Annotated in this window: 12 protein-coding genes; 4 read left to right on the top strand and 8 right to left on the bottom strand. The window is 68.2% G+C overall.

Annotated elements, in window-relative coordinates:
• A partial coding sequence (locus WS91_RS36495; RefSeq protein WP_059671481.1) for a hypothetical protein occupies nt 1-190 on the top strand: 190 nt, incomplete at its 5' end.
• A 31-nt stretch (nt 191-221) separates the two neighbouring features.
• Here WS91_RS36495 and WS91_RS28685 read toward each other — a convergent pair.
• Nucleotides 222-431, bottom strand: a complete 210-nt coding sequence (locus tag WS91_RS28685; protein WP_038745088.1) for a dodecin — start codon at nt 429-431, stop codon at nt 222-224.
• A 91-nt stretch (nt 432-522) separates the two neighbouring features.
• On the opposite strand from WS91_RS28685, the gene WS91_RS28680 reads away from it, so the two are divergent.
• Nucleotides 523-1,461 carry an NAD(P)-dependent oxidoreductase gene (locus tag WS91_RS28680; protein ID WP_060820695.1) on the top strand — a complete coding sequence of 313 codons (939 nt, stop codon included), beginning with the start codon at nt 523-525 and terminating at the stop codon, nt 1,459-1,461.
• 130 nt (nt 1,462-1,591) lie between these two features.
• On the opposite strand, the gene WS91_RS28675 is transcribed toward WS91_RS28680, so the two are convergent.
• From WS91_RS28675 to WS91_RS28660, 4 genes are all read right to left on the bottom strand, one after another.
• Nucleotides 1,592-2,035 carry a hypothetical protein gene (locus tag WS91_RS28675; RefSeq protein WP_059574562.1) on the bottom strand — a complete coding sequence of 148 codons (444 nt, stop codon included), beginning with the start codon at nt 2,033-2,035 and terminating at the stop codon, nt 1,592-1,594.
• Nucleotides 2,036-2,405: 370 nt separating this feature from the next.
• Complete coding sequence (mscL, locus tag WS91_RS28670; protein WP_038745095.1) at nt 2,406-2,837, bottom strand: large conductance mechanosensitive channel protein MscL; 432 nt, start codon at nt 2,835-2,837, stop codon at nt 2,406-2,408.
• A 184-nt stretch (nt 2,838-3,021) separates the two neighbouring features.
• On the bottom strand, nt 3,022-4,218 hold the full coding sequence (locus WS91_RS28665) for a tetratricopeptide repeat protein (RefSeq protein WP_059671480.1): 1,197 nt from the start codon (nt 4,216-4,218) through the stop codon (nt 3,022-3,024).
• A gap of 113 nt (nt 4,219-4,331) precedes the next feature.
• On the bottom strand, nt 4,332-5,012 hold the full coding sequence (locus WS91_RS28660; protein WP_038745099.1) for a PspA/IM30 family protein: 681 nt from the start codon (nt 5,010-5,012) through the stop codon (nt 4,332-4,334).
• A gap of 522 nt (nt 5,013-5,534) precedes the next feature.
• Here WS91_RS28660 and WS91_RS28655 point away from each other — a divergent pair.
• Nucleotides 5,535-8,054, top strand: coding sequence for a penicillin-binding protein 1A (locus tag WS91_RS28655; RefSeq protein WP_059671479.1), 2,520 nt, complete (start codon nt 5,535-5,537; stop codon nt 8,052-8,054).
• A 520-nt stretch (nt 8,055-8,574) separates the two neighbouring features.
• Here the strand turns inward: WS91_RS28655 and WS91_RS28640 are convergent.
• From WS91_RS28640 to argE, 3 genes are all read right to left on the bottom strand, one after another.
• Nucleotides 8,575-9,024: a DUF3574 domain-containing protein gene (locus WS91_RS28640; protein ID WP_059643048.1), complete on the bottom strand. Its 450-nt coding sequence runs from the start codon at nt 9,022-9,024 to the stop codon at nt 8,575-8,577.
• Between the two features lie 519 nt (nt 9,025-9,543).
• The gene (locus tag WS91_RS28635; RefSeq protein ID WP_038744679.1) at nt 9,544-10,575 is read right to left on the bottom strand and encodes a threonine/serine dehydratase; all 1,032 of its coding nucleotides are present in this window, start codon (nt 10,573-10,575) and stop codon (nt 9,544-9,546) included.
• Between the two features lie 67 nt (nt 10,576-10,642).
• Complete coding sequence (gene argE / locus WS91_RS28630; RefSeq protein WP_059671477.1) at nt 10,643-11,860, bottom strand: acetylornithine deacetylase; 1,218 nt, start codon at nt 11,858-11,860, stop codon at nt 10,643-10,645.
• Between the two features lie 707 nt (nt 11,861-12,567).
• On the opposite strand from argE, the gene WS91_RS28620 reads away from it, so the two are divergent.
• The gene (locus tag WS91_RS28620) at nt 12,568-13,524 is read left to right on the top strand and encodes an enoyl-CoA hydratase/isomerase family protein (protein WP_059671476.1); all 957 of its coding nucleotides are present in this window, start codon (nt 12,568-12,570) and stop codon (nt 13,522-13,524) included.
• The last annotated feature ends 407 nt before the right edge of the window (nt 13,525-13,931 follow it).

Genomic DNA, 13,931 nt, shown 5'->3' with positions numbered 1-13,931 from the left:
GATGCACCCGATGCACCCGATGCACCCGATGCACCCGATGCACCCGATGCACCCGATGCACCCGATGCACCCGATGCACCCGATGCACCCGATGCACCCGATGCACCCGATGCGCCCGATGCACCCGATGCGCCCGATGCGCCCGATGCGCGGCTCGCGCGCCACACGCGCTTTCCAAACGAACGTTTGACGCCGCCGTTCGCCGCGCCCCGCCCGCGCGATCAGTCTTCGATGCGCAGCCCGACCTTGAGCGTCACCTGCCAGTGAATCACCTGGTCGCCTTCGATGTGCCCGCGCATGTCGGTCACTTCGAACCAGTGCAGATTGCGCACGGTCTTCGCCGCTTTCGAGATCGCGTTGCGGATCGCCTCGTCGCTCGATTGGCGCGACGAGCCGGTGAGTTCGATCAGTTTGTAGACGTGGTCGTTCATGACGTTTCTCCCGTGAGTCGTTCGATGTGCGGCCCGGCACGCGGGGCGCGCGCATTCGGCGTTCCCGCGCATGCCTTCTTGAGTGATAGGTATGATGGGCGGCAACTTCAATCGGTATTCGAACGAGAGGAAAGGGGAAGACGTGGACGTGGGATTTTGCGGACCGGGATTGATGGGCGCGCCGATGATCCGGCATCTGCTGTCGGCGGGCCATCGGGTGCACGTATGGAACCGCACGCGCGCGAAGGCCGACGCGCTCGCCGCGCACGGCGCGCAAGTCGTCGACACGCCGGCCGAGCTTGCCGCGCGCGCGCAGACGGTGATGCTGTGCGTGCTCGACGCGCAGGCAGTCGGGGAAGTCGTGTTCGGCGCATCCGGCGTGCTCGCGGGCGACGCCGCGGCGCGCGGCGTGCGGCGCATCGTGGATCATTCGAGCATTCCGCCCGCGGCGACGCGCGCGTATGCGGCGCGCGCGGCGGCGCTCGGCGCGAGCTGGATCGACGCGCCGGTGTCGGGCGGCGTGCCGGGCGCTCAGGCGGGCACGCTCGCGGTGATGGCGGGCGGCCAGCCGGCGGACGTCGACGCGGTGCGCGAGCTGATCGGCGCATACGCATCGCGCGTCACCCATCTCGGCGAAGCGGGCGCGGGGCAGACGGCGAAGCTGTGCAATCAGGCGATCGTGACGGCGACCGTCACGGCGATCGCGGAGGCGGTGGGGCTCGCGCAGGCGAGCGGCATCGACGCGTCGCGCCTCGCCGAGGCGCTCGCGGGCGGCTGGGCGGATTCGGTGCTGCTGCAAACGTTCGTGCCGCGAATGACGAGCGCGGGCCATCCGCCGATCGGCGCGCTGAAGACGTTCCAGAAGGACGTCGACGCGATCGCCGACGCGGCGCGCGACGCGGGCGCGGTGATGCCCGTCGCGGCGACGGTCCAGCAAGTGTTGCGGCTCGGCGCGGCGATGGGGCTTGCGCAGGCCGATTTCGCGGCGTTCATCGATATCGTGCGGCCGCAGGCGAAACGAGGCGAATAGCGGGGCGAACGCGCGCGGGCGGCAAGGGCGCCGGCGAACATGCGACGCACGCCGCCGCGCGGACCGCGAACCGTTGCGGCCGGATGAAGAAACGGGCCGTTTGAAACGGCCCGTTCTAGGTTGGCGAGGGTTACAGCGAGCGAGGCGTCGTGTCGCCGGCGTTCGGTTGCCCGATTCCGCTTCGCAGCCCGGCTTTCACGCCTGCACCGAATTCGGGCAGGATACGCGCTCGCGCGCGGCTCGCGAACACGAGGAAGCCGAATCCGTTCGCTTCGTACCAGTAGCCGCCGTTCTCGAGCCCGTCGAGCGGCTGCTCGAGCGCGTTGGCGATCGATTCGATGCAGCGCTTGCGCAGCTCGGCGATCGCGGGATACGGCGGCTGCGCGCCGCGCACGCTGCAGAGCAGGACGTCGAGGCCGGGCAGCACGTGCGCGTAGAGCACAGGCTCGTCCTGCGACCTGGCGCGCGCGATCTTCGTATCGAGCTGCGCGAACGGTTTGGCATGGCGCAGCACCGCGAGGAACGATTCCTGGCCGTCTGGTTGCGCGCGTCGGCGTTTTTTCGGGAAGGACATAAACACTCGCCTCAAAAACAATTGCAAGAAATGCGGCATCCTCATGCGACCCACTCCCGGCTATGTGCGCCGCATGTCGATCTTTTATAGCATACGAAAATGCCGGCTTCACGAAGTTCGCCGATGCGTTTTGCCGTGCGTCGACCGAACCGGGTGAGAGCCTACGATCGCCAAAGCCAGCGCTTTTTGCGCCTGCACTGTCGTTGAGTCTCCATGATAGACCCGGTAGCGCCGCGCGTGCGTCAGAACGTCGCAAAAAATGATTCGGGTATTCTCTGCCTCCGCGCGCGACGCACCGCCGAAGACCGTCCGGACGACGAAAAAAAGCCCGCGCGAAGGCGGGCTGCGTTGCGGCTCGCGGCGCGCTCGCTCAGCGCTGCTTCAGCGAATCGCGGATCTCGCGCAGCAGCAGCACGTCTTCGGGCGTCGCGGCGGGCGCGGCTTCTTCGGGCTTGCGCAGCTTGTTGATGAACTTGACCATCAGGAAGATGATGAACGCAAGGATGACGAAGTTGATCAGCACGGTGATGAACGAGCCGTAGCCGAACGCGGCGACGCCCGCCGCCTGCAGATCCTTGAACGAATCCGGATTGCCCCTGAACGACGCCGGAATCTGGCCGAGCAGCACGAACTTGTTCGAGAAATCCAGGCCCCCCGTCAGCACGCCGATCACGGGCATGATGAGGTCCTTCACCACCGAGTCGACGATCTTCGAAAACGCTCCGCCGATGATCACGCCGACGGCGAGATCCATGACGTTGCCCTTGACGGCGAATTCCTTGAATTCCTTGATGATGCTCATGGGCGGCTTGCTCCTGTCGAAAATGGAATAGGGCGTAGCGCAACGATTCGTTACGGCACGTTGATGGCCGTCATCATAACGAACCCGATCCTTTATCGATAGTTCATCTGAGAAATCTTGACAAAGGGGACCGATAAAAAAATGGGCCGTCGCCGGCCCATTTCGTCGTTCTAACGGTGCGTCGTCAACCGTTGTTGCTCCAGTCGTCGCCATTGCTGCCGAGATCGATGCCGCCGCCGTCGGAGCCGCCGCTGTCCCAACTGCCGCCCTGGCCGAAGTCGATGCCCGGATCGGCGGCCGCACGGCGCCGCGCTTCGTCGTCGACGATCACGTCGCGCTCGATCACGCGCTCGCGGCCGTGCGACATCGCCTCGCCGAGCAGCACGCCCGTGAGCAGCCCGCCCATGCCGCCGCCGAAGCCGCCGCCTTGCTGGATCACGACGGGCGGCTGCTGTTGCGGCTGCGGCGGATACGGCGAGTAGGGCGGCTGGCCTTGCGCGCCCGTCAGCCGATCGGCTTCCTGAGCGAACACCGAGCCCGCGCCGCCGGGCGCGCTCGCCGCGGCCGCGTTCGGATCGGGGCGGCCTTCGACGCGCGCCTTCAGGCTCGCGAATTGTTTCTCGAGTTCGTCCGGCCGGTACGGCGGCGCCGGATTCTGGCCGTTCGACAACGTCTCGACGAGCTCGCGCGCCTGCGCTTCGAGCGCTTCGATCTCGCCGTTGAGCGCGGCGGCGCCGGGCGCCGTCGACAGCCGCGCGTCGAGCTTGAGCGGGCGCACGTCGTTGAGCACGTCGGTCGCGCGCTTCAGTTGCGCGCGGCGTTCGTCGTCGGCGCGCTTGTCGTCGGTCGAGCGCGCGCGGCGCAGCGTCCAGCGCAGCACGAGCGCGATCGCGCCGATCACGACTGCGATGCCGATCCACATGCCGGCCGACGGCCCGCGGTGCGCGGGCGCGGCGGGCGCCGCGGCGAATTGCGATTGCGCCTGGGCCTGCGCTTGCGGCGCGACGAGCATGCCGCCCGACGTCGCCGAGCGCGAGGTCTGCGCGGCCGTCCGGCGCGCGTCGGCGCGCACGCGCGCTTCCGTCTGCGCGAAGCGCGACGGATCGGTGAACCGCAACTGCGGATCGAGCGATTTCGCGCGCTCGATCTGCTCGAGCGCCTCGGCGGGGCGGCCTTCGCGGTCGAGCACCTGGCCGTACAGATAGCGGGCGCGCGCGTTGTCCGGATACGCGTCGATCACTTGCGAGAGCTGCGCGTCGGCGCGTTGCCAGTTGCCTTGCGCGATCGATTGCTGGATTTGCTGCAGCGACGGCACCGCCGCGTTGGCGGCGGCCGACACGAGGAGCAGCGACAATCCGACGGCTGCGAGAAGCTTTTTCATGATCGGTTCGGGCGCTCGGCCCGTCTCCTTGCGGATTGTCGCGGCGCGGCGGCGTGCGCGTTCGACGTGCGCCGCCGCCGCGCCGCGAAGCGCCGGCTGGCGTAGCGCCGCCGTTATTGCGCCGGCGTGTTCAGTTGCTTTTTCAGCGCTTCGAGGCGGTCCTCGACGGACGGGCCCTTGTTCAGCGCCGCGAGCTTGTCGTCGAGCGCGCGGCCGCTGTTCGTGTCGGCCGAGTTCAGGCGGGCGTCCGAGCGCGCGTTCGACAGCGTGACCTTGTCCTCGAGCTTCTGGAAATCCTCGGACAGGTTCTTGCCGCCGATCCCGCCGAGCGCGGTGGCCGCGACGTCCTTCGCCTGCGCGATTTCCTGCTTCGCCTGCAGGATGTTCGAGCGCGCGTTCAGTTCGTTGCGGCGCGCGCGCATGTCGGCGATCTGGCCTTTGAGCTTGTCGACCGACGGCTCGAGCGTCTCGAGCTCGCGCGCGAGCGCGTCGCGCTCGGCCTCGGCGTTCGCCTGCGCGGCGAGCGCTTCGCGCGCGAGGCCTTCGTCGCCCGACTGCAGCGCGCGTTTCGCGCCGTCTTCATATTTCTTCGCGCGCTCGTCGGCCGTGTCGCGCTTGCTGCGTTGCGTGGCGACCTGCGCCTCGATCTCGATCAGCGAGTTTTCCGCGCGGCCGATGCTGTCGTCGAGCTCCCGCACGATCTGCCGCGCGTCGCGCGACGGATCTTGCACCGAGTCCGCCGCGTCGTTCAGCAGACCTTTGATCGTGCGCGAAATAGAGTCGAAAAGCGACATGGATTCCTCCGTAAGTAATGAACGATGCGCGCGCCGCGCATCGCGTGCGATGCTTCGCCGTGGCGCGGGCGGTCGGCGTCGGCGGATATTACACCACCGGTTCGCTTAAACACCGCTTAAAACCGCGTGACCGCGGGCTCGCACGGGCGGCGCGCATGCCGCCCGCCGCGACCGAAAATGCGGGCGGGCGGCGAAAATTTCCAGTGCGCCGCGCGCAAATTTCTCGCGTGCGCGCCTTTCAAAACGAAAGCCGGCGGCGCACGGCATGCCGTCTTCATCATAGGAGCGTTCGCGGCCCGCGACGGTGCGCGGCGCAACGAATTGGAGGATTTTTTACAAAAAATCGTGAAGAGCGCCCGTCGATTTCATTAAAATGCGCTGTCACGCTGCGGACCGGACGCCGTATGGACCAACGCGCGCCGGGAGCCGTCGACGTGATACGCTCCACGACGCTACGTCCACCGATTCCACGCACGCGCCCCGCGCGCGTTCGCGGCGCGCCTCGTGCGCTGCCCATCCGACATGCCTATTATCAAACGACCGCCTTCCTCCCGCGCCACGAACGAGCACCATTATTCGCTACGACGTTCGCCCGCCGGCGCCTATTACACCGACGACACCGATGAAGACGACGACCGCGCGCAGCGCCGCACGAGCGGCGGCTCGCGCACGTTCGGCTCGCGCGTCGCGCTGTGGTTCGTCGGGCTGTTCGCGACGCTTCTCGCCGTCGGCGCGCTGGTCGTCGGCTATGCGCTCGTCGTGATGGGGCCGCAACTGCCGTCGCTCGACGCGCTCACGAACTATCAGCCGAAGGTGCCGCTGCGCGTGTACAGCGCGGACCACGTGCTGCTCGGCGAGTTCGGCGAGGAGCGCCGCAGCCTCGTGCGCTTCGCGGACATCCCCGACGTGATGAAGAAGTCGGTGCTCGCGATCGAGGACTACCGCTTCTACGAGCACGGCGGCGTCGATTTTCTCGGCATTCTGCGCGCGGGCGTCGCCGACATCCTGCACGGCGGCGCGCGGCAGGGCGCGAGCACGATCACGATGCAGGTCGCGCGCAACTTCTTCCTGTCGAGCGAGAAGACTTACACGCGCAAGATCTACGAGATGCTGCTCGCGTACAAGATCGAGCGCGCGCTCACGAAGGACCAGATCCTCGAGCTGTACATGAACCAGATCTATCTGGGCCAGCGCGCGTACGGCTTCGCGGCCGCCGCGCGCGTGTACTTCGGCAAGGACCTGAAGGACGTGACGCTCGCCGAGGCGGCGATGCTCGCGGGGCTGCCGAAGGCGCCGTCCGCGTATAACCCGATCGTCAATCCGAAGCGCGCGAAGGTGCGTCAGGAATACATCCTGAAGCGGATGCTCGAGATCGGCTACATCACGCAGCAGCAGTACGACCAGGCGGTGAAGGAGGAGATCCGCGTGCGCACGCCGGGCAACCAGTACGCGGTGCACGGCGAGTACGTCGCCGAAATGGTGCGGCAGATGATGTACGCGCAGTACAAGGACGAGACCTACACGCGCGGCCTGACGGTCACGACGACGATCAACGCGGCCGACCAGGAAGCCGCGTACCAGGCGGTGCGCCGCGGGATCATGGACTACGAGCGCCGCCACGGCTATCGCGGGCCGGAGGGCTTCGTCGCGCTGCCGCCCGCGGGCGACGAGCGCGACGAGGCGATCGACGACGCGCTCGCCGATCATCCGGACAACGGCGACTTGCAATCGGCCGTCGTGCTCGCCGCGTCGCCGACGGCGCTCGAGGTGCAGTTCGTCGGCGGCGCGACGACGACGATCAACGGCGCGGGGCTGCGTTTCGCGGCGGGCGCGTTGAGCGCGCGCGCGTCGGCGGCGCTGAAGATCAAGCCGGGCTCGATCGTGCGCGTGATGAAGGACGCGAGAAGCGCATGGCAGATCGTGCAGCTGCCGCAGGTCGAGGGCGCGCTCGTCGCGATCGCGCCGCAGGACGGCGCGATTCGCTCGCTCGTCGGCGGCTTCGATTTCAACAAGAGCAAGTTCAACCACGTGACGCAGGCGTGGCGGCAGCCGGGCTCGAGCTTCAAGCCGTTCATCTATTCGGCGTCGCTCGAAAAGGGCCTCGGGCCCGCGACGATCATCAACGACGCGCCGCTGTATTTCCCGCCGAGCGTGCCGGGCGGCCAGCCGTGGGAGCCGAGGGACGACGACCAGCCGGACGGCCCGATGCCGATGCGCACCGCGCTGCAGCGCTCGAAGAACCTCGTGTCGATCCGGATTCTCGCGTCGATCGGCACGTCGTACGCGCAGGACTACGTGACGCAGCGCTTCGGCTTCGATCCCGCGAAGACGCCGCCGTATCTGCCGATGGCGCTCGGCGCGGGCCTCGTCACGCCGCTGCAGCTCGCGGCCGGCTACGCGGTGTTCGCCAACGGCGGCTACAAGGTCGATCCGTATCTGATCGCCGAAGTCGACGACGCTCGCGGCCAGGCGCTGCAGAAGGCGCAGCCTGTCGCCGCCGGCGCGAACGCGACGCGCACGATCGACGCGCGCAACGCGTACGTGATGAACAGCCTGCTGCACACCGTCGCGACGGCGGGCACGGGCGCGGGCACGAACGCGCTCGGCCGCGGCGACCTGCAGGGCAAGACGGGTACGACGAACGACGCGAAGGACGGCTGGTTCGCGGGCTATCAGCAATCGCTCGTCGCGGTCGCGTGGATGGGCTTCGATCAGCCGAAGAGCCTCGGCAGCCGCGAATTCGGCGCGCAGCTCGCGTTGCCGATCTGGGTGAACTACATGCGCACCGCGCTTTCCGGCGCGCCCGAGCAGCAGATGGCGATGCCCGACGGGCTGACGACGATCGACGGCGAGCTGTACTACGCGGATCGCACGCCGGGCGCGGGCTTCGTCGCGAGCGTCGATTTCAACCCGGCCGCGAGCCCGACCGTGAGCGCGAACGACGCGCTCGGCTCGGCGGGCGCCGGGGGCCTGACGCCGCCGCCCGTGACGCCGGAGGAGAAGCGGCAGATCATCGACATGTTCGAAGGCAACAAGCCTTGAGCGCGGGTCGATCGCATGACGAAACGGGCGCCGGCGCGCCCGTTTTTTTTGTCGATGCGATTCGCTGGCGGTTTCGTTCGCGGCGGTGCGGCGTGGTCGCGTGCGAGGCTGGCGCGCATGTGGGCGGTTTCGCGGCGGCGCGCGGCGGCGTTTGCGCTGACGGCTTCGCCGAGCGGCAGGGCCGGTAGATGCGCGGGCGCGCGACGCGCTCGATGCGGCGCGTTTGCGAGACCGGGGGCTTCGTGTTAAGTCGAATGCTTCGAATGCTTCGAATGCTTCGAATGCTTCGAATGCTTCGAATGCTTCGAATGCTTCGAATGCTTCGAATGCTTCGAATGCTTCGAATGCTTCGAATGCTTCGAATGCTTCGAATGCTTCGAGCGGTGCGACACGATTTTGGCGGCGGCGTTCGAGCGATCCGCACGAAACGACTCGCTGGGAATGAGCCGCTGGGAATGATGCGCGCGATGCGAAGCGTTCAGAACGGCGTATTCAAAGTGAAGCGTTCCGAGCGTCGCATTCAGAACGACGCGCAAACCCGCGTCAACACGAGCCCGACCGATTGCTGACGAAACTGCTCGACGTACGCGCGGCGGATCGCGGCAAGGCTGTCGAGCGTCGCGGGCGAGTCGGCGGCGATGATACGGATCACGAAGCTTGCCTCGCGCACGATGCCGAGCGTTGCGCGATCGCGCCATTGGCCGTGCGTGTCCCACGTCGTGAGCCCGTCGGGAAAGCGCGGCGTGACGACGTCGGCGACGAAGCGCTCGCGCTGCGCGTCGGTGACGGAGCCGTGGCCGGCGATGTCGCGGCCGAACAGCAGATCCGCCTGCAACTCGCGCGTGCCGCCCGCTTGCGTGCAGCGCGCGTCGCTTGCGACCGGTTGCGGCGCCGTCGCGCAGCCGGGCAGCGCGGCGACGGCGGCGATCAGCGCGATGCCGCCGATCCATGTCGAATGAAAAGCTGGCATCGTTGACCCTCGTCGATTATCGTGGTTGATCGACCGCGCGACTGCGACTGCGACTGCGACTGCGACCGCAACCGCAACCGCAACCGCAACCGCAACTGCAACCGCACGCTTGCGGCGCACGTCGCGTCAGCGCGCCGCCGCGTGCGTGAGCACCGATTCAAAGCACTGCTCGCTCAAGCACTTACGCAGTTGTCCGGCCGCTTATCAACAAGCCTGTCAACACGATCTGTGGAAAACGCGGCGCGCGGCTCGGCGTTCGGGCGATGCGAATCGATCGTGCAACGTGTCGCGCCGAGGCGGGCGATCCGAATCGGATCAAGCGGTTAGCACCGCTGCCCCATGCTTATCAACAGCCCTTTCAACAAAAACTGGGGATAACCGCGCCACGCGGCGGGCCTGTCGGGCAGGCCCGCGACGCATTTCGCGGCGCTTCCCGAAAACGTCGCGCGATCAACGCGTTAGCGCGCTTGTCCGCGGCTTTTCAACATGCTCTTCAACACGAACTGGGGATAACCGGCGTCACGGCCGCGACGTCCGATGCAGCTGCGCATGCTCGAGATGCGCGGCGAGCGCCGTCGAATCGATGTTGGTGCCCGACAGCAGCACGCCGACGCGCCTGCCTTGCAGCGATTCGCGCAGCGGCCCGAGCAGGGCGGCCGTCGCGGCCGCGCACGCGGGCTCGACCGCCACTTTCAGATGCGTGAACAGATAGAGCATCGCCGCGCGCAGCGCGTCGTCCGATACGGTGACGATCCGGTCGACATGGCGGCGGCACAGCTCGTAGCTGTATTCCTCGGTGTGCGGCGCCATCAGCGAATCGGCGATCGTGTGCATCGCGCCCATGCGGACCGGATGATTCGCGGCGAAGCTGCGGCTCATCGCGTCCGCGCCTTCCGGCTCGACGCCGTACACGTGCACGCGCGGATTCGCGAGCCGCAGCGCGGTCGACATGCCCGCGGCGAGGCCGCCGCCGCCGATCGGCACGATCACCGCGTCGAGGTCCGGCGTCTGCGTCGCCCATTCGTAGCCGAGCGTCGCGGTGCCGAGGATCGTGTGATAGCCGTTGAACGGATGCACGAAGAAGCGGCCTTCCTCCGCCTCGATTCGCCGCACGATCTCGAACGCCTCGGCGGGGCTCGACGCCATCACGACTTCCGCGCGGTACTGGCGGCAGAGCGCGATGCGCGCCGGGCTCGCGGTATCGAACATCACGACCTTCGCGCTCGTGCCGAGCCGCATCGCCGCGTACGCGACGGCCGCCGCGTGGTTGCCCGCCGACACGCAGGTGACGCCCGCGCTCTTCCTGGCCTCGCCGAGCGCGAGCAGGTTCGTGAACGCGCCGCGCGCCTTGAAGCTGCCGCTCGCCTGCAGGAGCTCGAACTTGAGGTTCACGTGCGTGTTGTCGAGCGAAGGCAGATCGGCGCGCTCGAACACGGGCGTGCGCGTGACCCACGGCGTGAGCGCGAAGTGCTGCGCGGCGATTTCGTCGAGCGTCGGAATCGGCTCGCCGTTGATCGTCAGATGAGCGGGGTGGTGAGGTGAGGTCGACATGTGCGTGCGCGTATCGATGACGGTGGCCGGTCGCCGGCCGGAACGAGGCTCGCGGCGGCGCGCCGGCTCACGCGAGCGTCATGCCTTGCACGAGCTTGCGCAGGAAACGTTCGCACGACGCGAGCTGCTCGAGCTCGACGAACTCGTTCGGCTTGTGCGCCTGCTCGATGTGGCCCGGCCCGCAGATGACGCTTGGAATGCCCGCGCGCTGGAACAGGCCCGCCTCGGTGCCGTACGCGACCTTGCGCTTGTCCTGGTCGGCCGTGAGCGCGCGCACGAGCTGCGTGATCGCGTCCTGCTCGGCCGCGTCGAGGCCGGGCGCCGCGGCGATCTTCGAGAATTCGATCGCCGCGTTCGGATGCTCGCGCCGCATCCGCGGCAGCAGCGTGTCGCGCGCGTACGCGTCGATGCGCGCGAAGATCGCGTCGGGATCGAGCGCCGGCAGGTTGCGGAACTCGAACGTGAACTGGCATTCGGCGGGCACCGTGTTGACCGCGTTGCCGCCCTGGACGAGGCTCGTCTGCGCGGTGGTGAACGGCACGTCGTACAGCTCGTCGAACGGGCCCTGTGCGCGGAATTCGTCGGCGAGATCGCGAATGTGGCAAATGAGGCGCGCCGCGTATTCGATCGCGTTCAGGCCCTTCGGCGTCAGCGACGAATGCGCGGCGTGGCCGCGCACGCAGCAGCGATAGAGGTTGATGCCCTTGTGCGCGATCACGGGGCGCATGCCGGTCGGCTCGCCGACGATGCAGCCGGCGGGCGCGACGCCGCGCGCCTTCAGGTCGGCGAGCATCAGCGGCGCGCCGACGCAGCCGATCTCCTCGTCGAACGACAGCGCGAAGTGGATCGGCTGCGCGAGCCTCGCCGCCCGCATCTCGGGCAGCAGCGCGAGCGCCGTGCCGATGAAGCCCTTCATGTCGCAGGTGCCGCGGCCGTAGAGCTTGCCGTCGCGCACTTGCGGCGTGAACGGATCGCTGTCCCATTGCTGGCCGTCGACCGGCACGACGTCGGTATGGCCCGACAGCACGATGCCGCCGTCGGTGGTGCCGTCGTGCGCGGGAATCGTCGCGAACAGGTTCGCCCAGCCGTCGCGGGCGTCGTGCGTGAGCGTCGATGCGACGCCGGCCTCGGCGAGCGCGTCGCGAACCATTTCGATGAGGCCGAGATTCGGCACGCGGCTCGTCGTGTCGATCGACACGAGCCGTTTCACCCACGGCAGGCTGATCGGCTCGGCGGACGAAGCGGATGGGGACGCGGACGGTGCCGTTGCGTCGAGAACGGGCATGGCGGGGCTCCGGCAGAGAGGCGAACGAATGCAAAGATCATACTCAAAAACGATGCGGCCCGTCTTCGCGCGACGATTTGCGGCGCAGCATCCGGCGCGTCCGTGCGCGCGAGCGGGGCGCGCGGGGGCGAATCGGCGCGAATTCGCTCGGGACGTGCGGGATGCGTTCGGCCGCGCGCGGCGTCATCGAGCGGCGAATCGGTTTCAATGGCCGGTTTCGATTCGCGGTTTCGATTCGCGGTTTCGATGCGTGGCTTCGACACGCGTCGCGGCCGATGCGTCGAGGAATCGCGGCGGTGGCGCAGTCGCCCACGATCTCGGCTCTTCGCGATGCGCTCGTCGCGCGCGACGCTGCGCGGGCAGGAGGCTGCGCGATCGCGGCGAATCGAAACGATCCGCATCGACGGCCGAACGCGTCGCGCCCGGCTGCGGGCCCGCAGCCGAATGCAGGCCGCGCAAGCCGGATCGAACGCGATTCGTTCCTCGCCGTTTCGTCGCGGCTTTGTCCCGTCTTCGTCCCGTCTTCGTCCCGGCGTGCGCACGAACATTCGTGGCTCGCGTCGACGCTTGACTTAGTTCCATTTAAGAACTTAGTATCCGGCTGATTACATCGGATGATGTAATAGTTGCGGCGGCCGTCGCCGCCGCTCGACGCCACCCGCGCCTTGGACGCGTCGCGCGACCGGCCAGCAGGACAGGAGACGACGATGAAGCATCTGCAGATCGAGCGCAGCGGGCGCGTGCTGACGGTGAGTTTCGACAATCCGCCGCTGAACTTTCTCACGATGGCGATGATGCGCGAGTTCAAGCGCACACTCGACGACATCGCGCGCGATGCGGGCATCGGCGCGGTTGTCGTCACGAGCGCGCGGCCCGGCGTGTTCCTCACGCATTTCGACGTCGGCGAGATCAAGGCCATCGCGCAAGGGCTGTCGATCGCGGTGCCGCCCGCCGTCACCGGCGCGATGATGCGCATCGAGTCCGCGTGCAGCCGCGTGCCGGGCGTGCGCAGGCTGATCGAGCGGACGCCGCTCGCGGGCGTCGCGCAAATGAATCTGTTTCACGAGGTGACCGCGCGCATGCGCGCGATGGACAAGGTGTTCATCGCGGCCGTCAACGGCCGTGCGATGGGCGGCGGCTGCGAGATCGCGCTCGCGTGCGATCTGCGGCTGATGGCGGACGGCAGCGTCGACGGCGGGCAGATTCTCGCGCAGCCGGAAATCTTCATCGGCCTCTTGCCGGGCGGCGGCGGCACGCAGATGCTCGCGCGCTCGGTCGGCATCGCGCGCGCGTTGGAGCTGTGCCTCGACGGCCGCCTGCTGTCGCCGCGCGAGGCGTTCGAGCTCGGCCTCGTCAATCGCGTCGTGCCGGGCGAGCGTCTGCGCGATGAGACGACGGCGCTCGCCGAGCGTCTCGCGCGGCGGGCGAGCCATTCGGTTCGCGCGATCAAGCGCGCGATCTACGATGGCGCGTCGCTGCCGTTTCGCGACGGGATGGCGGTGGAGAAGGCCGGGTTCCTGTCGGCGGCGACGCAGAGCCGCACGCGGCACGCGATGGCCGCGTACGCGGATCACGTGTCGTCGTTGATCGAAGATGGGGAAGATATCAGCGTCGATCAACTGCGCACGTGGATCGACGGGGTGGCCGTCGATTTTTCCCGTTAGCGCCGGCGCGCCGGGCGGACGGCTGTTCGACCGCCGTCGAGGCTTGTCGGTCGCGCCACGCGCGAAGGGGCGCCATGACGCCGGGCGGCGGAACGGACGCCATGCGATGCGCCGGACGCGTTCGACATCCGCGCGGCATCATTCGGCGCCGATGTGTCGCGCCGGCCCTTCGCCGGCCTTTGCGCACCGCGATTCGCACCGCGATTCATGCGCCGCGAGCGAAATGTCGTCAGCAATGGGCCGCGGCCGATGCGCCGTGCGCATGCAGCCCGGCGCGGCCGCGCGCGCGACGTGCGGCGTGCTTCGCATCGGTGTGGCGACTAGGGCGCAAAAGACGGCCATCGACCGCCGGCTACCGACTACCGACCGCCGACCGCCGACCGCCGACCGCCGACCGCCGACCGCCG

It is taken from the genome of Burkholderia sp. MSMB1498 (assembly GCF_001526245.1).
In the GTDB taxonomy this organism is placed as follows: domain Bacteria; phylum Pseudomonadota; class Gammaproteobacteria; order Burkholderiales; family Burkholderiaceae; genus Burkholderia; species Burkholderia savannae.
The sequence above is the reverse complement of the archived record's forward strand: the minus strand, read 5'-3'. Positions and strand labels throughout refer to the sequence as shown.